This is a genomic window from Ruegeria sp. BJ6, assembly GCF_056537885.1.
In genome coordinates this window covers 233,825-252,413 of the sequence record NZ_JBQFSG010000002.1, presented here as the reverse complement: position 1 = coordinate 252,413, position 18,589 = coordinate 233,825, and the positions used below count along the sequence as shown (strand labels likewise).

The 18,589-nt window shown below is 57.1% G+C and carries 19 protein-coding genes; 5 read left to right on the top strand and 14 right to left on the bottom strand.

Annotated features, from left to right (window positions below; all coding sequences use genetic code 11):
- Positions 1-49 precede the first annotated feature (49 nt).
- The 3 genes from ACR0D6_RS06535 to ACR0D6_RS06525 all read right to left on the bottom strand — a co-directional run bounded on the left by ACR0D6_RS06535 (position 50) and on the right by ACR0D6_RS06525 (position 3,794).
- The gene (locus ACR0D6_RS06535; protein ID WP_480764914.1) at positions 50-457 is read right to left on the bottom strand and encodes a DUF2147 domain-containing protein; all 408 of its coding nucleotides are present in this window, start codon (positions 455-457) and stop codon (positions 50-52) included.
- 100 nt (positions 458-557) lie between these two features.
- Positions 558-2,381: an ABCB family ABC transporter ATP-binding protein/permease gene (locus ACR0D6_RS06530; protein WP_480764913.1), complete on the bottom strand. Its 1,824-nt coding sequence runs from the start codon at positions 2,379-2,381 to the stop codon at positions 558-560.
- A gap of 57 nt (positions 2,382-2,438) precedes the next feature.
- Positions 2,439-3,794: a LysM peptidoglycan-binding domain-containing protein gene (locus ACR0D6_RS06525; protein ID WP_480764912.1), complete on the bottom strand. Its 1,356-nt coding sequence runs from the start codon at positions 3,792-3,794 to the stop codon at positions 2,439-2,441.
- Between the two features lie 122 nt (positions 3,795-3,916).
- On the opposite strand from ACR0D6_RS06525, the gene ACR0D6_RS06520 reads away from it, so the two are divergent.
- Positions 3,917-4,468 (top strand): TIGR00730 family Rossman fold protein, encoded by a 552-nt coding sequence (locus tag ACR0D6_RS06520; RefSeq protein ID WP_170651795.1) that lies wholly within the window; start codon positions 3,917-3,919, stop codon positions 4,466-4,468.
- Between the two features lie 43 nt (positions 4,469-4,511).
- On the opposite strand, the gene ACR0D6_RS06515 is transcribed toward ACR0D6_RS06520, so the two are convergent.
- From ACR0D6_RS06515 to ACR0D6_RS06500, 4 genes are all read right to left on the bottom strand, one after another.
- Positions 4,512-4,970 carry a host attachment family protein gene (locus ACR0D6_RS06515; protein ID WP_480764911.1) on the bottom strand — a complete coding sequence of 153 codons (459 nt, stop codon included), beginning with the start codon at positions 4,968-4,970 and terminating at the stop codon, positions 4,512-4,514.
- A 214-nt stretch (positions 4,971-5,184) separates the two neighbouring features.
- Positions 5,185-6,081: an EamA family transporter RarD gene (rarD, locus tag ACR0D6_RS06510; protein ID WP_480764910.1), complete on the bottom strand. Its 897-nt coding sequence runs from the start codon at positions 6,079-6,081 to the stop codon at positions 5,185-5,187.
- A gap of 31 nt (positions 6,082-6,112) precedes the next feature.
- Entirely contained in the window at positions 6,113-6,991 is an 879-nt protein-coding gene (locus ACR0D6_RS06505) for a metallophosphoesterase (RefSeq protein ID WP_480764909.1), read from the bottom strand.
- Positions 6,992-6,995: 4 nt separating this feature from the next.
- The gene (locus ACR0D6_RS06500) at positions 6,996-7,595 is read right to left on the bottom strand and encodes a superoxide dismutase (RefSeq protein WP_170651789.1); all 600 of its coding nucleotides are present in this window, start codon (positions 7,593-7,595) and stop codon (positions 6,996-6,998) included.
- Positions 7,596-7,698: 103 nt separating this feature from the next.
- Between ACR0D6_RS06500 and ACR0D6_RS06495 the strand changes: the two genes are divergently transcribed.
- Positions 7,699-8,457, top strand: coding sequence for an FkbM family methyltransferase (locus ACR0D6_RS06495; RefSeq protein WP_480764908.1), 759 nt, complete (start codon positions 7,699-7,701; stop codon positions 8,455-8,457).
- A 273-nt stretch (positions 8,458-8,730) separates the two neighbouring features.
- On the opposite strand, the gene ACR0D6_RS06490 is transcribed toward ACR0D6_RS06495, so the two are convergent.
- The 6 genes from ACR0D6_RS06490 to ACR0D6_RS06465 form a co-directional block, all read right to left on the bottom strand.
- The gene (locus tag ACR0D6_RS06490) at positions 8,731-9,129 is read right to left on the bottom strand and encodes a hypothetical protein (protein ID WP_480764907.1); all 399 of its coding nucleotides are present in this window, start codon (positions 9,127-9,129) and stop codon (positions 8,731-8,733) included.
- Between the two features lie 80 nt (positions 9,130-9,209).
- Positions 9,210-9,608 carry a hypothetical protein gene (locus ACR0D6_RS06485; protein ID WP_480764906.1) on the bottom strand — a complete coding sequence of 133 codons (399 nt, stop codon included), beginning with the start codon at positions 9,606-9,608 and terminating at the stop codon, positions 9,210-9,212.
- A 171-nt stretch (positions 9,609-9,779) separates the two neighbouring features.
- Positions 9,780-10,346 carry a sarcosine oxidase subunit gamma gene (locus ACR0D6_RS06480; protein WP_480764905.1) on the bottom strand — a complete coding sequence of 189 codons (567 nt, stop codon included), beginning with the start codon at positions 10,344-10,346 and terminating at the stop codon, positions 9,780-9,782.
- Positions 10,339-13,353, bottom strand: coding sequence for a sarcosine oxidase subunit alpha family protein (locus ACR0D6_RS06475; protein WP_480449953.1), 3,015 nt, complete (start codon positions 13,351-13,353; stop codon positions 10,339-10,341). The genes ACR0D6_RS06480 and ACR0D6_RS06475 overlap by 8 nt, the downstream gene beginning before the upstream one ends.
- 68 nt (positions 13,354-13,421) lie before the next feature.
- On the bottom strand, positions 13,422-13,751 hold the full coding sequence (locus ACR0D6_RS06470) for a sarcosine oxidase subunit delta (protein WP_170651777.1): 330 nt from the start codon (positions 13,749-13,751) through the stop codon (positions 13,422-13,424).
- Between the two features lie 86 nt (positions 13,752-13,837).
- Positions 13,838-15,082, bottom strand: coding sequence for a sarcosine oxidase subunit beta family protein (locus ACR0D6_RS06465; RefSeq protein ID WP_170651775.1), 1,245 nt, complete (start codon positions 15,080-15,082; stop codon positions 13,838-13,840).
- 176 nt (positions 15,083-15,258) lie between these two features.
- Between ACR0D6_RS06465 and ccmI the strand changes: the two genes are divergently transcribed.
- Genes ccmI through ACR0D6_RS06450 form a run of 3 tightly spaced genes read left to right on the top strand, consistent with a single transcriptional unit; the run spans position 15,259 to position 17,191 of the window.
- Complete coding sequence (gene ccmI, locus ACR0D6_RS06460; protein ID WP_480764904.1) at positions 15,259-16,479, top strand: c-type cytochrome biogenesis protein CcmI; 1,221 nt, start codon at positions 15,259-15,261, stop codon at positions 16,477-16,479.
- Entirely contained in the window at positions 16,476-16,940 is a 465-nt protein-coding gene (gene ruvX / locus ACR0D6_RS06455) for a Holliday junction resolvase RuvX (RefSeq protein WP_480764903.1), read from the top strand. The genes ccmI and ruvX overlap by 4 nt, the downstream gene beginning before the upstream one ends.
- A 17-nt stretch (positions 16,941-16,957) precedes the next feature.
- Positions 16,958-17,191 (top strand): DUF1289 domain-containing protein, encoded by a 234-nt coding sequence (locus ACR0D6_RS06450; RefSeq protein ID WP_170651768.1) that lies wholly within the window; start codon positions 16,958-16,960, stop codon positions 17,189-17,191.
- 647 nt (positions 17,192-17,838) lie between these two features.
- Here the strand turns inward: ACR0D6_RS06450 and ACR0D6_RS06445 are convergent.
- Complete coding sequence (locus ACR0D6_RS06445) at positions 17,839-18,567, bottom strand: SpoIIAA family protein (protein WP_480764902.1); 729 nt, start codon at positions 18,565-18,567, stop codon at positions 17,839-17,841.
- Positions 18,568-18,589: the final 22 nt, after the last annotated feature.

The following is an 18,589-nucleotide window of genomic DNA, read 5'->3' as shown; positions in this document are numbered from 1 at the left end:
GCGAACCAAACGGTTCGCCGCCCTTTTTCAATTGCTGATTTCAAAAATTCTATTGTGACAAACGTGTCCAGGTCTGGTGTCCACAAACCAGATGTTCGCACCCTTTGATCTTCAGCGTGTTGCCAGAAACGGATATCTGAGGGGCAACGTCCACATCGATCAGCGGCACCCAGAAATCGCCACCGCCATATTTCCCGCCACCCTCGCTGGCGACGTCCCAGAACAACTGTTTGCCGATGTTGGGGGTCTGCACCTCTTTTCCGGTCTTGTCATAGGCCGATAGAATCTTACCGCAGAACTTGTCGCCGCAGGCGCTGATCTGAATGTGCGAAATCAGGTCCTTTCGATCTGGCTCTGTTTTCCAGACACCGACAATCGGGTCAGCGACCGCCTGCCCGGCCGCAACAACCGCGCCGAGCGCGATCACTACCGCCAGAAACTTACTTTTGCCAAGCATAAAGCAACTCCGAATGATCGACTCAAATCTCCGTGCGGACAGTATGGCTGGTAACTACCGCACGGCAATGATTGCTTTAGGATCGCCCATAAAGAGCGCGTCAGGCGGCCTCGGCATCCGATTGCTGACGGCTCCAGAGTTGCGCGTAACGCCCCTCGCGCAGCAAAAGCTCATCATGGCTGCCCTGTTCGATCACCTCGCCGTTTTCAAGAACGACGATCTGGTCTGCCTCAGCAATGGTACTCAAACGGTGGGCGATGGTGATTACCGTACGCCCCTCGCCCGCGCGGGCCAGCGCCCCTTTGATTTCCTGTTCGGTGTCGGTGTCCAGGGCTGACGTCGCCTCGTCCAGCAGAAGGATCGGAGGGTTTTTGAGCAGCGTTCGTGCGATACCCACACGCTGCTTTTCACCCCCCGACAGCTTCAGTCCACGCTCACCCACAGCTGTATCGTAGCCTTCGGGCAATGAAACGATGAAATCATGAATCTGGGCTGCACGCGCGGCAGCTTCGATTTCTTCCCGGCTGGCCCCTTCCCGCCCATATGCGATGTTGTACAGGATCGTGTCATTGAACAGAACCGTGTCCTGAGGCACCACACCAATGGCCGCGTGCAGGCTGGTTTGGGAAACATCCCGGACATCCTGACCGTCTATTTTCAATGCGCCGCCGGTTACATCGTAGAACCGGAACAGCAACCTGCCGATCGTCGACTTGCCCGATCCGGTGGCTCCAACGATGGCGACGGTCTGGCCTGCCGGGACGGTTAGCGAAATACCTTTAAGGATCTCGCGATCTGCCTCATACCCGAAGTGGACATTATCCAACGCAACCTCTCCGCCATTGACCTGCAATGCGGGGGCAGCGGGTTTGTCAGTCACTTCCGCAGGTTGCTCCAGCAGTGTGAACATCTGCCCCATGTCGACCAGAGATTGCCTGATCTCGCGGTAAACTGTGCCAAGAAAATTCAGCGGTACGGTGATCTGGATCATGTAGGCGTTGACCATGACAAAATCCCCGACGGTCAACGCTCCATTCTGAACACCAATTGCCGCCAAAACCATGACGCCAATCAGGCCGCAAGTGATCAGAAAGGACTGCCCGAAATTCAGAAACGCAAGCGAATAGGCCGTTTTAAGAGCCGCCTGTGCGTAAGCTTTCATTGAGCTGTCATAGCGATTAGCTTCGCGCTCTTCCGCGTTGAAATATTTGACAGTTTCAAAATTCAGCAGGCTGTCGATCGCGCGCTGGTTTGCCTCGGTATCCTGATCATTCATCTCACGCCGGAGCTTCACGCGCCATTCGGTCACGGCAAAGGTAAACCAGATATACAGCGCGATGGTCACGGTCACGACGACCAGATACCAGACGTCGAAAAGCCACATCAGGATAATGGCCACCATCAGCAGTTCGAGGATAAGCGGAGCGATGGAAAAAAGCAGAAACCGCAAAAGGAACTCAACGCCTTTTACGCCGCGCTCGATGATCCGGCTCAGCCCGCCGGTGCGACGGGTCACGTGATAGCGCATGGAAAGCTGGTGGATGTGCTGAAACGTCTCAAGCGCAAGGGCACGCAAGGCGCGTTGCCCGACCGGTGCAAACAGGGCATCCCGCAATTGCTGGAAGCCCACGGTCATCATGCGCGCAACGCCATAAGCGACGGTCAGTCCCACAGCGCCCAGCGCCAGCGGCGGCACACCCTCGCCCGCAAGGCCGTCGACAGCACCCTTGTAAAGTATGGGCGTATAGACGGCGATGAGCTTGGCAAGCACCAGCATCAACATGGCCATTACAACGCGGCGTTTCACCCAAGGTTCATCCTTGGGCCAAAGATATGGTGCGACCTTGCGGATCGTGAGCCAGCCCGAACGGCGTTCGTCCGATTCTGTAATTTCGCCCGAATGCGTCTGAGATGGTCTTCTCATCACGTACCTTAACTGCGGTCAGAGAACGCTCTGGCCCGTGTCGGCCAGAGGTGTTTGTTATTCCGGGATCGTAAAGATCTGCCCCGGGTAGATAAGATCCGGATTGCGGATTGCACCCCGGTTCGCCTCGAAAACTTTTACGTAAAGCACACCATCTCCGTAGCGTTCCCGGGATATGGCCCAAAGCGTATCGCCTTGTTGCACGGTAACCGCCCGTATGGGCGGAGTTTCGGGGTCAGCTTCCGGATCATCAGCAGGTTCAGCCGCTTGCAGAACCTCGACCGGCTCCCGTTTGAATGGGGTCTCGATCCTGCTGACCACGTTCCCGTCCTCGCCAACCTCGTCCAGTCGTAGGGTGTAAACACCCGGATCAATCCCTTCGATTTCGCCGCGCCACTGACCTTCGGCATCAGGTGTCAGGTCCGTGATGAGACGGTTGTTCAGGTAAAGCCTGACCACCGATCCGTCCTGCGCGCGACCTGTAAGCTGAACGTCACCCTCATCCGAATAACCGATAGTATCCAGTGCGACTTGTTTCGGCGCCTCGTCCTGAACCGCGGGGCGTTGAACCAACTCAACCCCTTCTTCACCTGAACGCAGGACCGCAACCTGCTGACCGGGATCACTATTATCTTCGGGCGCAGCTTCATCCGCCACCTCTTCACCGGTTATTTCCGGGGCAGTTTCAGTCTGAACGGGCTCGTCTTGCCCGGCCTCAGTAGCTGGTTGTTCGGCTTGCGTTTGCGCTTGCTCTTCCTCTGCCTGCGCAGCCTCGGCACTCGCAACAACCTCAGCCCATTCAGCAGGCTCAGGAAGCGCCGCAATCAAATAGTCGTCCGAGCGCGCGATCTGCCCATCGCTTTCGGATTCCAGAACCAGCCCACGGGCCGCATCACTGAATGGAAGCACGATAAACTCGGCAAACTGCCCGCTTGCATCCACTGTGAAAGAGTGGATTACGACCTCATCCAACAAAATACTCACCTTGCTGCCCACGCTGGCACTGCCGGACAATAGGGCGCTGCCCTCCTTTTCCACGAAAATCTGGTCCAGAACCGGTGCGACCGGTGCTTGCACAACAGGGGTGCTTTCCTGTTCGACCTCAGCGGAACTGGAATCCGTTGGCGTATCGGATGTTTCGGCAGCATCGTCCTGTGCAGGAACGCTCTCTGGCTCCGGGGCAGCCTCGGTTTCCGCTTTCGGGGCATCAGGCGTTTTCACCGCTTCGGCGGTTTCGGACGTTTCCGGAGCAGGTGCAACAGCTGCGGTTTCGTCCTGCGCTGCCTGTTCCGGCTGTTCGCCGCCCAGAATTCCGGAAAGATAAAGCCCCCCTGCAACGATCAATGCGCCCGCACCGGCGACCATCCCCCACACGAATGCACCGGATCTTTCGCTTCCCGACTTGGCAGCCATTCTTTTCCTTTCACTCCGCGGCACAAATGCCTGTCTTGCAGACATTCCGCGCGGTTGAGCCAATCTATCAATACCGCTATCACGGGTCAAAACGTCTGACACAAGCCCGGAGAAGCGCCTTTATGTCTCGGAAGTCCATCTGTGTGTATTGCGGGTCACGAAATGGCGCCAATACCGAGTATTCAGCGGCCGCGAAACGGTTCGGAGAGCTTTTGGCCGAGGAAGGCTGGAGGCTGGTCTATGGTGCCGGGGATGTCGGATTGATGGGAGAAGTTGCGCGCGCCGCGCAGACCGCCGGGGGCGAGACTTTCGGGGTAATTCCGACGCATCTGGTGCGCCGGGAAGTCGGCAAGACCGATCTGACGCATTTCGTGATCACCGAAACCATGCATGAACGCAAGAAGGTCATGATCATGAACGCGGATGCTGTCGTTGTTTTGCCCGGCGGCCCAGGGTCGCTGGATGAGCTGTTCGAGGCCCTGACATGGCGGCAGCTGGGCCTTCACGACAAACCCATTCTGGTTATGAATGTGAACGGATATTGGGATAAACTGCGCGCCCTGCTGGATCAGGTCATTGATCAGGGGTTTGCCGATGCATCCTTGAGCGACTTTATCTCGTGGGTCGATGACCCAGCTGAGGCGATGACGCTGCTACGGTCGAAACTGTCGTGATTCCATGGCGTTGGGCGGTCTGTTTCCAAACCGCCCTTCGATCTCAGGTCGCTGCACTCAGGCGTTGAGTCAGCACCTGCTCGACCTTGTGCAAGGGGTGATTGGTCAGTGTTTTGTCCACTTCGGCAATCACCTTGGACAGGACCTTGCTGTGCAGCCTGCGCCTGAGCAGCCCAAGCACCTGCGGGCTGGCGACAAGGACCAGTTGCCTGTAGGCGCCCTTTAACCCCCGCTTATTCAGAAGATTGGCCAGATCCTGCACAAACAGGGATTTGGCGTGCGTTTTCCAAGCTGCTTCGCCAAGCGCTGATTTCTGATTAGGCCCTGTATCCAGACGGCGCCCCGCCCGGTCAGAAGGCTTGGAAGATGCGCTTTGCGTGTCTTGCTCTTCAACTGAAACCACAACCAAATTCGGGTCTTCCGCGTCTGTAATGTTCTCCATGAACAACGCTTTTTCGCCGTCCGCGATGACAACCCATGTTCCCTGCTTTAGTTCGACCATAAAGACCTCCTGACATGTTTTTCCGGTTGCCCCCCGGTTTCCAGACACAATTCAACGGGCGCGCAAGATCAGGTAATCCACGCGAGAGCTTTTTGTTTTCAACTATTTGACGGTTCTCTCCTCCCGTGCACTTAAGCTAGGTACTGCGCGGATCAGTACAATCCCCCGACCGTTCGAAAGTTGACGCGCGGGCAATTTGTCGCCTGCCGGAAGATTACGGCCGAAGGGCAGCGTTTCGCCCGGCCCTGTCACGCAGGATCGCTGAAACCGAAAACACGATCACGGCCACCCAGATCAGAGAAAAGGCAATCTGGTGCCACACCGTGAAAGGTTCCCCAAACGCCAGGACGGCACACAGAAACTGCAGCGTCGGGTTGAGGTATTGCAGAACACCTACGGTAGACAACCGAACCCTGCGCGCGGCATAGCTAAACAGGATCAGAGGCATCGCGGTCATCGGGCCGGACAGAACCAGCAGGATGCTGACCTGCCAGCCGGTTCCGAAAACCCCCTGCCCGGTTCCGTGAAACCAGGCCAGAACAGCCAGCCAAACCGGCATGAAAATCAGGATTTCACAGGTAACCGAAACCACCGGCCCGATTGGAAGGCTCTTTTTCAATGCACCGTAGATTGCAAAGGTGACCGCCAAAATCAGGGCGATCCAAGGCGGAACACCAGATCCCACCGTCAGTACCGCAACAGCAAGAGTGGCCAGTATAATGGCCCCCCATTGAGCAACGCTCAGCTTTTCGGAAAACCACAGGAAACCGATAAGTACGGTGACAATCGGAAACAGGTAATATCCCAGCGAGGCTTCGGTGGCCTTGCCGATTTGAATCGAAGTTATGAAAACGAACCAGTTTGCCGAAATCATCAGGCCTGCAATCGCAATCAACACTACGCGACGGCGGCTGACAAATGCTGTCCCAAGCTCGGATAGCCGCCCCTGAACGGCCAGAACGGTTCCGAACAACACAACCGACCATAAAGTCCGATGAGACAGCACCTCAAGCGGAGGAACATCCGACAACAGCTTGTAGAAAAGCGGCGACAGACCCCAGATCGTACAGGCGCAAATCATGGCCAGAACGCCCTTGGTCACGTCTGTCATGCCATTCCTCCGATCGTAAATCTACTGGCTGTCAGGCACTCAGTTCGACAACTGTTATTTCCGGCACGACCCCAAACCGAACCGGAATCATCGAACACCCGATGCCACCCGACACCACCAGATGCTTACCGTCTTCTTCCACGGCCCCATAGGCGTATCTGTTGCCATACTTTGATGGCACCATCGGAGAGTATCCGAACATCCGAACCTGCCCGCCATGCGTATGGCCACAAAGCGTCAAGGCCACATTCGAGGGCACTTGCGGGAAGATATCTGGCTCATGTGCCAGCAAAATCACTGGCGCACCTTCCGGAATCTGCTGCAGTGTACCGGGCAGATCGTCCACGCCCGAAAATCCACGAGGGCCGCGAAACGCCAATTGATCACCCAACCCAGCCAGCCAAAGGCCATTAGGCAGCTCAAGCGCATCATTCTCCAACACACGGATGCCGTTTTTTTCTAGTTCCACGCCCGTCTCGACCGGTCCTGCACGACGCCTTTGCGCTGTAAGGTCCATCCACCAGTCGTGGTTGCCGAGAACGGCATAAACTCCCTGCGGCGCCTTCAATTCAGCCAGCGCCTTTGTCGTTTCCGACACCGGGATAGCGCGCCCCGTAAGTTCATGATCCGAACTCAGATCACCCAGAATTACGATCAGGTCCGCCCCCACAGCATTTGTGCGCGCGACGACCTTTCGCAACCGGTTCAGCGAGGTGAACGGTTCGGCAGCGTGGATATCCGTCAGCACCGCAATCCTGATAGGGCGATCTTTCGGCCAGTCGTCCCGGCGCAGTGTCCACTTCTTCACCCGCAGGCGAAGCGCGGGTTCGAGGAAAAAACCGTAAGCCGACACAAAAAGGGCTGCGAACATCGCAGCCAGCAGCCCTTTTATGAACCCTCTTCGGGTCAATCGATCACATCCGCGACGCGACGTTTTCCCAGTTCACCAAATTGTCGAGGAAGTTCGACAGGTAAGCCGGGCGCTTGTTGCGGAAATCAATGTAGTACGAATGCTCCCACACATCGCAGCCCAGCAGCGCGGTCTGACCGAAGCACAGTGGGTTCACGCCGTTTTCGGTCTTGGTCACTGCCAGCGAGCCGTCGGCGTTTTTGACAAGCCATGCCCAGCCCGAACCGAACTGACCTGCACCAGCAGCGCTGAACTGCGACTTGAACTCGTCAACCGAACCAAAGCTTTCGGTCAGAGCCTTCTCCAGCTCGCCCGGCATGGCGTTGTCGCCGGGGCCCATCATCTCCCAGAACTGGTTGTGGTTCCACAGCTGGCTGATGTTGTTGAAGATGCCATTCTGCGCCACTGCGTTGGCGTCGTAGGTGCCGGTGATGATCTCTTCCAGCGATTTGCCGTCCCACTCGGTCCCTGCGATCAGCTTGTTGCCGTTGTCGACATAGGCCTTGTGGTGCAGATCATGGTGATATTCCAGCGTTTCCGCGGACATACCCTTGGCTGCCAGCGCGTCATGTGCATAAGGAAGATCAGGAAGTTCAAAAGCCATCTTGGCCCCCTGTTGAAATGAATGTTGCGGTTCCCAAGGTTACATGCTTTGGCCAAGCGCATAGGTCAAGAGGCGAGACAAGAAAACCCGGAGGCAGGGGCGAATGCTGACAAAGGCGCGCAAGATGTTCTACCGCGCCCGCGGATACTATGCGGGCAATCTGAACGGCGAACCGTTCCGGCTGGATCCTTACCATTCAAAGTTCTGGCGACGCGCGTCCGAGGGACGTTGGGAGCCGGAAACATTCGCCGTACTCGACAAACATCTGTCACAGGACAGCGACTATCTGGATATCGGATCATGGATCGGCCCGACGGTTTTGTACGGCGCGCGTAAGGCTCGCCGGGTCTGGTGTTTTGAACCTGATCCCGTCGCCTATCGTCATCTGGCCTGGAATCTGGAGTTGAATAATATCCGAAATGTATCGGCCTTTGGCGTGGCGCTGTCCGATGGTTTTGGTGTCGCACGTATGGCTTCCGCGCACGGAGAGCCCGGGGATTCGACGACTTCTCTTTTGAACGACGCGGAAAACGGAACTGATGCGCTAACCATCTCGTGGGACCAGTTCGCCGGGACGGTCGATCTGTCACGCGTCTCGTTGGTCAAGATGGATATCGAAGGGGCGGAATTTTCAGTGCTGCCCGCATTGCTGGATTGGCTGAAGAAACAACGCCCTGCACTGCTGTTGTCCACCCATGGTCCCTATCTGGATTCTGGAAACCAGAAAAAACAGTTTGAGGCGCTGGCCGAGCAGCTATCGTTTTATGACAGTTGCCGGGACGACAAAGGGACCTCAGGCCTTGAAAACCTGACGTCAAGCAGAGCTATGGGGCAATTCCCGACGTTTCTTTTGGAAGGATGACACTCGCCTTCGTTTTCTAGTCGCGTTTGCACTTTCACGATTTAGACGTCTTGGCGGTAGCTGACCATGTTGGCTTGAAGATATGCTTCCATTGTTCTGGGATTTAGATAAGCCATTTAAATTATTGGTATTTCTCTTTCTTGAGCAGGATAAAACCGCGCCGGTATTTGCCAGCCCCCTTGCTCTTTGATCCTGCCATTCAAACGAACACACAGGTTTTTTCAGTGTTCCTATAGTGGGTGAGTTTCTCATGCGTCTCAGCCATTCGACTGCTCACGATTTGTGCAACTCGCATGTGCCGCGACCGCGGGGCGCGTTGCCATCCATGCCGCTGAGGACAGCAGACATCGTGACCTTTTTTTTCGAAACGTCGAAATTTGCACTGTACTCAACATCGCTGGACCCACGGCGACCACCGGTGAAGGCAAAGTCCTTAATTTCCCAGCTAAAGTTCCATTTACCCTTGCCACGCTTTGTTACTTGCGCCTCGAGTGGTTCACCTACGGTTTGCTCTACGTACCCATCGTAGACGTAACCTGTGGATTTTTCCTGATCCAGAAACAGCGCCAGCTTTGGTGGTATCCATCCAATCTGTGAAAAGCTCTTTAACTCACAGATATAAGCCTCTCCACCGAACTCAGCATCCTGTGCGGTTGCAGGAACGCCTATCATTGCGAGCGCACAGGCAGCGAATAGAACGTTGAGTTTCGCCGGAAAACATCCCGATCCATTTCGATTTGAGTGTGTGTACTTCATTGAACCGAACACTTTGCTTTTCCCGTGATATCGTTGTCATAACCGCGCGGCCACGCACGAAATGTTGCCGTGTTCCGCTTTGTGTTCAATCGGACGAAATAGTCCATGGAAATCTCGCGGGTTCCATCTGTTCCCACGTTGCGGAAAGACCAGCTCAATTGGACAACATCGCGCCCGAATCCCCCGGAAGAGGAAACAGGCTTTGGATCTTCGGTTACCTGACCATCGAATGAAAGCGCCATTTTGGCCTCTTTCTTGCTCCGATCGATGACAAATACCGCCTGTTCCGGAATCCAGCTCTGCTCGGCTGGAGAGCCAAAGGCCTTTACTTCACACTTATAGGTACGCGGGTTTTCCGCCGATATGGACGTGCTTGCCAATACAAGCGCAACCAATACGATAGCCCCTCTGAATAAATTTGATTGCATAATTGCCTTTCTCCAGATGGCCTGACTCGATCAGCCATCTCATCTAACAAACCGACGGGGCAAAAAAAAATGCCCCCAGATAATATCTGAGGGCACCCTAATTTGCAGATTTTGGAACCACAACTCAAAATTGAGCTGTCAGTATACTCCAACCTCACTGCCCGGCTGGGCCGCGACCTTGAGCAGTTTGAACGCATAGTCAGCCGCCGACCGAAAGCAAACCACGCGGAAGGTTTCCGCATCGTCCATCCAAAAGGCTCCCGCAACCTGCGCAAGACGTGAGCGGCGGATCTGACCGGGCTGGAAGGCTTCGGGCGACAGATCGACCGGTGACAGTTTTGCGATGACCTCACGCGCATTGCTGCCCGAGACACGGAATACCGCGCGCGCGTCCGAGACGTTGACAGCCAGTGCGTGAACGCCGCCCAGTGCGTTGTTGATCGCGGCCAGCTTGTCGTTGACTTCGGCATAGGGCACCAACACCAGCAATTCGTCGGGTGACATCCAGCACAAGCCGCTTTCGCCATCCACATTTGCCTGACGCTGACCGGGCATCTTCTGCCCGGTAGCTTCCGTTACAGCCTTGATGACAACCTTGTCACTCAGATCGCCGCGAAGGGTGATCATGCCCTGCAAACCGGTTTCCACGACCTTTGCGATGCCGTCATAGCTGGCGTGGTTCAGTGCGCTGATGGGTTCAGACATTCTGCTTCTCCCCGTCCTTGTCGTAGAATACCGGGTCCACGATCTTTGCCTTGTAGGATTTTCCGTCGGTGCCCGGGAATTCGATTACCTCACCCATGCGATCCGGGCCGTGCTTGACCAGCCCCATGGCGATGCCTTTACCCAGATTGGCCGAGTAGTAGGTCGAGGTCACGCGCCCGATCATGTTGCGCTGACCATTGGCATTGACGCCCTCGCCCACCGCATAAGCACCGTCGGGAATAACCGATCCATCCACAGTCTCGAGACCAACCAGTTTCCAGCGTTCCGGATCAGCCATATGGCTACGCGAATGCGCCCGTTTGCCCAGGAAATCCTCTTTCTTTTTCGAAAGCGCCCAGTGCAGTCCCAGATCCTGCGGGATCACGGTACCGTCGGTCTCATCCCCGATCATGATAAAGCCCTTCTCGGCCCTCAGGATGTGCAGGCATTCGGTACCATAAGGCATGACGCCGAACTCTTTGCCTGCCTCCATCAGAGCGTCCCAGAACGCCTGACCCTGCGACGCAGGAACCGCGATCTCATAGGACAACTCACCCGAGAACGAGATGCGATAGGCGCGGCAATCGAACTCGCCGATTTTGCCATCACGCCATTCCATGAACGGCAACGCCTCTTTGCTGACATCCATGCCGCCCAGCTTTTCAAGAACTTTGCGGGCATTGGGGCCAACAACAGCGACCTGAGCGTATTGCTCGGTCACGTTGGCAACGTAGACTTTCCAGTCCCACCATTCGGTCTGCAGCCACTCTTCCATATGACCGTGGATACGTTCCGCTCCGCCGGTGGTTGTGTGGCACAGCCAAGTGTCCTCGTCGATCCGGGCGACAACGCCGTCGTCTATCAGGAACCCGTTTTCCGAACACATCAGGCCATAGCGGCATTTGCCGACCTTCAGCGTGGACATCATGTTGGTGTACATCATGTCCAGGAATTTACCGGCATCGGGGCCTTTGACGATCAGTTTACCCAGCGTCGATGCGTCCAGCAGGCCGAGGTTTTCGCGAGTGTTCTTGACCTCGCGATTCACGGCGTCATGCACACTTTCACCGGGGCGAACATAGGCATAGGTCCGGCGCCATTGGCCGACCGGTTCCCAGTCAGCGCCATTGCGGTCGTGCCAGTCATGCATCGGAGTGCGGCGGATTGGCTGGAACACATCCCCACGCGCCTCGCCACCAATCGCACCCATCGAAATCGGGGTGTAAGGCGGGCGGAACGTGGTGGTGCCAACCTGCGGAATCTCGGAATTCAACGAGTCAGCCAGGATCGCCAGACCGTTGATGTTGCTGAGTTTCCCCTGATCAGTCGCCATACCCAGCGTAGTGTAACGCTTGGTGTGTTCGACGCTTTCATAACCTTCGCGGGCCGCCAGTTGCACGTCCGAGACTTTGACGTCGTTCTGGAAGTCCAGCCAGGATTTCATGCGCAGCTGGATTTCGGCATTGGCTGGCATAAGCCAGACAGCTTCCATCTGCGCCTCATCGGTGCTTGCACCTTCGGGGGCCTTGGTGTTCTTCGGTTTGAAGCCAGCCGCTTTGGCCGCCGCCTTGCCGGCAGCATGCGCATCCGACATCACGCTGCCCAGCGACAGCGGGCCGTTGGCAGACCCGGCTGCCACCACAAACCCTTCGCCATTTGCGCCCAGCGGAGGACGGTCCGGATCAGGGCGGAAATGCGCGTTGGCTTCATCCCAGATCAGCTTGCCGCCACAGTGGGACCACATGTGAACAACCGGAGACCAGCCGCCTGACATCGCGACCGCGTCGGCCTCAACCTCTTCACGAGCGCCGCCGATACCTTCCTGGTTGCAGATGGCAACTTTCTTGACGCGTTTGCCGCCCTTGACCTTGGCGATCGCCTTGCCGGGGTCGACACGGATGCCAAGCTGACGAGCCTCTTCGGCCAGTTGCCCGGCAGTCGCGCGTGCATCGACGATACGCAAAACATCCACACCGGCCTGTTTCAAGGTGATCGCGGTGCGATAGGCATCGTCGTTGTTGGTGGCTACGATTACACGCTCGCCCGGGGTTACGCCCCAGTTTACGACATAGTCCCGCATGGCCGAAGCCAGCATAACGCCCGGTACATCATTACCCGCAAAGGACAGCGGTCTTTCGATTGCACCGGTTGCAGTTACAACCTGCTTGGCCCGGACACGCCATAGACGATGGCGGGGCCCTTGGGTGCCCGGATTGTGATCCGTCAGACGCTCGTATCCCAGCACGTAGCCGTGATCATAGACCCCAGCACCCATGCAGCGCAGGCGCAGCGTGACGTTGTCCATTGCCTCCAATTCGGAAACAGTTTGTTCCACGAACTTATCCACAGGCTCGCCATCAATGGTTCCCCCGTCAACCGGAGCGCGACCGCCCCAATGCGCGGTCTGCTCGATTAGCATGACCTTAGCACCCGACAGGGCCGCAGCCTTGGCAGCCTGCAGGCCAGCCACACCACCACCGATCACCAGAATATCGGCGAAGGCATAAAAGTGTTCATATGTGTCCGCGTCGCGGGTTTCCTTGTCCGGCGCCTTGCCCAGACCGGCTGACCGGCGGATGAAGGGTTCGTAGACGTGTTTCCAGAACGGCTTGGGATGGATGAACGTCTTGTAGTAGAAACCGGCGGGCAGGAACCGCGCCAGAGCGGTGTTAACGGCGCCAATGTCGAATTCCAGGTTTGGCCAGTGGTTCTGCGAAATCGCGGTCAGGCCGTTGAACAGCTCGGTCGTGGTGGCGCGCTGGTTCGGCTCGAACCTGCTGCCCTGCCCCAGACCGACCAGTGCGTTCGGTTCTTCCGCGCCGCTGGCAACGACGCCACGCGGACGGTGGTACTTGAACGACCGGCCCATCATCATCTGATCGTTGGCCAGCAGAGCCGAGGCAAGCGTATCGCCCGCATAGCCCTGCATCGAGGTGCCGTTAAAGGTAAAGGTGACCTGTTTCGACCGGTCAATAAGCCGGCCTTGGTTTGCGAGACGGGTGCTCATTTATCTGGACCTTTCGCAAGCGGAGATGTGGGAGCCTCCGGCGGAGATATTTCTGGCAAGAGGAAGTTTCATGCGAACTCTCTCCATTTCCAGCCGGGGCGTTTGGCTGAGATCGCGTCGCAAATATCCTTGGGCGGCTCGGTCGTCTGCGCAGGATAAGTGCCAAAAACTTCAAGGGTGGCAGTGCAGCGCGCGGCGTGGAACCACTTGCCGCAGCCATTGGCATGGCGCCAGCGTTCGAAATGAACGCCTTTCGGGTTCTCGCGCATGAACAGGTAGTCGTGGAATTCTTCATCCGACGAGCCGGGGCCAAAGCGCTTGAGATGTGCTTCGCCGCCAGCGGCCAGTTCCGATTCTTCTGCGTCCACGCCGCAATAGGGGCAATTGAGGATCAGCATATGTTCATCCTTTCGGCGGTAGGTTGGCGATGCGGCCAACCTGAATTCTAATCTGTGGCACTTGTCAGGTCCGGAATGACCGGAATTTAGTGTGCCACCCCGGCGGCAACGCTTTCGTCGATGAAGCGACCTTCGTTGAACCGGTCCAACGAGAAGGCTTCCGTCAGCGGCGAGTGACCAGTGGCCATCAGCTGCGCCATACCCCAGCCCGATCCCGGGATCGATTTGAAGCCGCCGGTACCCCAGCCACAGTTGACAAAGCAGCCACCCAGAGGCGACTTCGACAGGATGGGCGAGCGGTCGCCGGTCATGTCCACAATTCCACCCCACTGGCGCAGCATCTTGAGGCGCGAGATCATTGGGAAGGTTTCGACCAGTGCGCGCACCGTTTCCTCGATGTGATGGAACGAGCCGCGCTGGGTGTAGTTGTTGAATCCGTCGGTGCCGCCACCGATCACCATCTCACCCTTGTCGGATTGCGACATATAGCCATGGACGGTGTTTGCCATGACCACCACATCCATGCAGGGCTTGATCGGCTCGGATACCAGCGCCTGCAGCGCCAGCGACTCGACCGGAAGACGGAAGCCCGCCATCTCGGCAAGCTGACCCGCGTGACCGGCAACGACCATACCCAGCTTATCGCATTCGATTGCGCCTTTGGTGGTTTCGACACCTGTCACACGACCGTTTTCTTGGCGTACACCGGTGACTTCGCATTGCTGGATAATGTCCATACCCATGTTCGAACAGGCACGAGCATACCCCCAGGCCACGGCATCGTGGCGTGCGGTGCCGCCGCGTTCCTGCCAAAGCGCCCCTAGAACGGGGTAGCGCGGACCATGGATGTTGATGATTGGCACCAGTTCCTTGACACGTTCAGGTCCGATCCACTCGGTCTTGACCCCCTGCAGTGCATTGGCATGGGCCGTACGCTGATAGCCGCGAATTTCATGCTGGGTCTGAGCCAGCATCATCACGCCGCGGGGGCTGAACATGACGTTATAGTTCAGATCCTGGCTCAGATCTTCGTAGAGGCCACGGGCCTTTTCATAGATCGCCGCAGACGGGTCCTGCAGGTAGTTCGAGCGGATGATGGTCGTGTTCCGGCCGGTGTTGCCACCGCCCAACCAGCCTTTTTCGATTACGGCGACATTCTGAATGCCGTAGTTTTTTCCCAGATAATACGCGGTCGCCAGACCGTGCCCACCTGCGCCGACGATGATCACGTCGTAACGCTTTTTTGGTTCAGGCGAGCGCCAAGCGCGCTCCCATCCGGTGTGATAGCGCAGCGCTTCGCGCGCCACAGCAAAGGCTGAATAGTGTTTCATGAGCGAATCCATCCGGTTCGGTGATTGGTCGCAGATATGCAATGCGAGGGCAAAATACCCCTGCCGCACAACGCCGCAATATAGCGCTATTGCGACATGTGTTCCATTCGCGGCCATTTGTCCCTTTTTTCATCGGGCTGACAGGTCTAAGTGAGGGCAACACTCTCGGAGAGCACATGACATTCTGGGTCCTGATCATCCTTATGGCGCTGCTGATCGCGGCAGTACTGGGATATACTATGCTGCGCGGGCGCCGCGGCGGCGAACCGGCAGCCGCATACGACCTGCGCGTTTATCGTGAACAACTGACCAGCGTTGACCGCGATCTGGCGCGTGGCGTGATTGGTGAGGCCGACGCCGAACGCGTTCGAAACGAAATCTCACGCCGCATTCTGGCGGCAGATGCACAGATGCGAGGTGAAGGTGGCTCTGGCGGACCGGCCAAGACGACGTCTTTTATCGCGGTCTGTATTCTGGGGCTGATTTTGGTCGGCGGTGCCGCCGCATTGTACCAACGCCTTGGTGCGCCCGGATACGGCGACCTGCCTCTTTCGCTGAGATTGGAGATGGCCGAAGAGATTCGGGCAGAACGCCCGCGTCAGGCTCAGGCGGAAAACCTGTCGCAATCGACACCGGACATACAGCTGGACGAAAGCTATGCCAATCTGCTGAAACAGTTGCGGGAGACCGTCGCAGGGCGACCGGATGATCTGCAGGGCCATATGCTGTTGGCTCAGCACGAGGCAAATGCGGGGAACTTCAAGGCTGCTTATTCCGCCCAGCAACGTGTCATCGAATTGTCCGGCGCGACTGCAAGTGCCGACAACTATACCGATCTGGCGGAAATGATGATTCTGGCAGCCGAAGGATATGTCTCGCCCGAAGCCGAAGAAGCTTTGAGCCAAGCGTTGGAGCGCGATCCTGCCCACGGTCCCGCGCGGTACTACTGGGGTCAGATGCTGGCCCAGACCGGACGACCGGACGCCGCTTTCGAGGTTTGGCAGGCCACATTGCGTGACGCTCCCGCCGGCGCCCCATGGGCCGAGGCCATTCGCGGGCAGATCGAAGAACTTGCCTATCGTGCCGGTGTCTTCAACACACCGCCCGCACCAGCCCCGTCCGGTCCGAGTCAGGAAGACATCGCAGCGGCCAGCGAATTGACCGCGGAAGAGCGGCAAGAGATGATCCGTGGAATGGTGGATCAGCTTTCTGATCGGCTGGCGACCGAAGGCGGTGCTGTGGAAGAGTGGGCCCGTCTGATAGCCGCACTGGGTGTTTTGGGTGAAACCGAACGCGCCAGCGCGATCCGTGATGAAGCCGCGACCGTCTTTGCCGGAGATGACGATGCGCTGCAGATGATTGCGGCGGCAGCCCGTCAGGCGGGCGTGGCGCAATGATCTGTGATGTGTTCGAGGATTTTGCCGCGGCCCTGCCCCCGACGACCGCCCTGATGGGGTTGGACCTTGGGGAAAAGACCATCGGCGTTGCCGTCTCGGACCGTATGCGTGGTGTCGCCAGTCCACTGGAGACCGTGCGACGCAAGAAATTCACGTTGGATTCCGCCCGCCTGCTTGAGATCGCGGCAGATCGCGAGATTGGGGGCATTCTACTTGGTCTGCCCAAGAACATGGACGGAAGCGAAGGCCCGCGCTGTCAATCCACTCGTGCTTTTGCCAGAAATCTGTCGCGTCTGACCGACTTGCCGATTGGATTCTGGGACGAACGCCTCAGCACTGTTGCTGCAGAAAAGGCACTGCTTGAGGCGGATACGACACGAAAACGTCGCGGACAGGTTATCGATCACGTGGCCGCAGGTTATATTCTGCAGGGAGCGCTGGATCGTCTGCGCTTTCTGTAACAGGTCGGAGACCGCTGATGACCAATATGGTTTGGAAAAGGAACGAGGTCGAAAGCCCTTGCATCCAGATCTGCGTTGTCCACCCGACTGAACGCATCTGCACCGGATGCTACAGAACAATCGACGAGATCAGCCGTTGGTCCAAAATGGACAGCAGCGAACGCGCCGGGATAATGGATGAATTGCCCTCGCGCAAACCGCGTCTTGCCAAACGTCGGGGCGGACGGGCGGCGCGGGTGGACCGCGGTTAGGCCCGGATCAGCGATCTTCTGAAGATACAGACGAGACAGAGTGATCTCGGGTCTTAAGTTGCCTTTTGGGATACTCTGACTGTTTGTCGCTCAGTTCTCTCTGAAACAGTTTCGTCAATTCGGATTGCCGAAGAACGTTTTTCGAATCTTCCCGTAAGGGCCCCGCGTGCGACGGGTTTCCATTTGTTGGTTCTTGTGCGGATTTACCGCGAAAAAGACGTTCAAAAATAAATTTATACAACATGTCAGCTATCCTGCAGCTTCGGTCGATTGTCGCTGCGGATCTCTGTCCGAACCCGGTTGGCGGCTCGAGGACAGTCGGTTACGTGAGTGGCAATCCGCAGCGACACGGCGCATTTATGTGGCTCATTCCCTCAAAAAAGGGGGAAAAAGCCACAAATTTCACCGCGGATTGGCCGAAAGTCAAAAAATTCAAAAAAATTCGGTCACTTGCAGCGCAAAGCTACTGGGGCCATTTTATTGGAGGACGTAGCGTCAAATTTCAGGTGGGTCTTTACGAAAGTAACAGAGCCTGCGGGAAATCCAGCAGGCTCTGACCTGAAATGCCGAAAAAGGAAAGTCGGGCCAGTGCGGACCTGTGCCGACGATATTACCTACCCGGGTAGGTGCACGCTGTTTTGGACGCCTTAGCCCGCCTCCAGCCACGCCTTGGCATTTTCAAGGTCTTCAGACGGAAAGTACTGCGTGCGAGTGCCAAGAACATGGCTACCGACCCGCTCAGCCATCTTCTGCCAGGTCTTGTCGCCGACAATGGCCGCGCGGTCCAACAGCCCGACGTGATTGCGAGCAAGGCGGAAATGCGCACCCATGGCGGACAAGCCCTGCCAGCCTTCAAATTCGGTCAGATCGATCAGCAATCTGAAACCCGTACGTCCGTGGATCAACGCGTCCAGATCCCGTTCGGCCTGCTTGTATTCGGCCGGGTCAAGCTTGCCCATCAGCTTGATCTGGACGCAGGGTTCACCAAGATCCAGAACGTGGATCGCGCCTAGTGACTCGCGTATCCAGCGGCGCGCGGTTTCGACCTCGGCCAGATCAAATACCTGCACGGGGCATGGCATGATCGGCGCAGCAAGACGCACTCCGGTTTGGACCCACTTTTGGTCGGCCACGACGGCAATTCTGTCAAACCCGCGCCAGTTCCCCAGACCCAGCTTGGTATCGGCCCAGGCCGCACCCAGGTCATAGCCGCGAAATTCCTGCCCCATTATGACGATCAATCTGATCGAGTCGTGATCGGCCAACGCGGACTCAACCGCCGGAACCAAAGTCTTGGCATAATCATCGCTGGTAATTTCACCCGATAACTCGGCCTCGATCAGCGCACCATCTAAATGGGTTGTGATGGTAATCATCTTCCCAGAACCTCCAAAGTCA

Excerpts from the sequence above, each read along its gene's own strand:
- ACR0D6_RS06535 (WP_480764914.1), bottom strand. The coding sequence starts at position 457 with ATGCTTGGCAAAAGTAAGTTTCTGGCGGTAGTGATCGCGCTCGGCGCG.
- ACR0D6_RS06530 (WP_480764913.1), bottom strand. The coding sequence starts at position 2,381 with ATGAGAAGACCATCTCAGACGCATTCGGGCGAAATTACAGAATCGGAC.
- ACR0D6_RS06525 (WP_480764912.1), bottom strand. The coding sequence starts at position 3,794 with ATGGCTGCCAAGTCGGGAAGCGAAAGATCCGGTGCATTCGTGTGGGGG.
- ACR0D6_RS06520 (WP_170651795.1), top strand. The coding sequence starts at position 3,917 with ATGTCTCGGAAGTCCATCTGTGTGTATTGCGGGTCACGAAATGGCGCC.
- ACR0D6_RS06515 (WP_480764911.1), bottom strand. The coding sequence starts at position 4,970 with ATGGTCGAACTAAAGCAGGGAACATGGGTTGTCATCGCGGACGGCGAA.
- rarD (WP_480764910.1), bottom strand. The coding sequence starts at position 6,081 with ATGACAGACGTGACCAAGGGCGTTCTGGCCATGATTTGCGCCTGTACG.
- ACR0D6_RS06500 (WP_170651789.1), bottom strand. The coding sequence starts at position 7,595 with ATGGCTTTTGAACTTCCTGATCTTCCTTATGCACATGACGCGCTGGCA.
- ACR0D6_RS06495 (WP_480764908.1), top strand. The coding sequence starts at position 7,699 with ATGCTGACAAAGGCGCGCAAGATGTTCTACCGCGCCCGCGGATACTAT.
- ACR0D6_RS06490 (WP_480764907.1), bottom strand. The coding sequence starts at position 9,129 with ATGATAGGCGTTCCTGCAACCGCACAGGATGCTGAGTTCGGTGGAGAG.
- ACR0D6_RS06480 (WP_480764905.1), bottom strand. The coding sequence starts at position 10,346 with ATGTCTGAACCCATCAGCGCACTGAACCACGCCAGCTATGACGGCATC.
- ACR0D6_RS06475 (WP_480449953.1), bottom strand. The coding sequence starts at position 13,353 with ATGAGCACCCGTCTCGCAAACCAAGGCCGGCTTATTGACCGGTCGAAA.
- ACR0D6_RS06470 (WP_170651777.1), bottom strand. The coding sequence starts at position 13,751 with ATGCTGATCCTCAATTGCCCCTATTGCGGCGTGGACGCAGAAGAATCG.
- ACR0D6_RS06465 (WP_170651775.1), bottom strand. The coding sequence starts at position 15,082 with ATGAAACACTATTCAGCCTTTGCTGTGGCGCGCGAAGCGCTGCGCTAT.
- ccmI (WP_480764904.1), top strand. The coding sequence starts at position 15,259 with ATGACATTCTGGGTCCTGATCATCCTTATGGCGCTGCTGATCGCGGCA.
- ruvX (WP_480764903.1), top strand. The coding sequence starts at position 16,476 with ATGATCTGTGATGTGTTCGAGGATTTTGCCGCGGCCCTGCCCCCGACG.
- ACR0D6_RS06450 (WP_170651768.1), top strand. The coding sequence starts at position 16,958 with ATGACCAATATGGTTTGGAAAAGGAACGAGGTCGAAAGCCCTTGCATC.
- ACR0D6_RS06445 (WP_480764902.1), bottom strand. The coding sequence starts at position 18,567 with ATGATTACCATCACAACCCATTTAGATGGTGCGCTGATCGAGGCCGAG.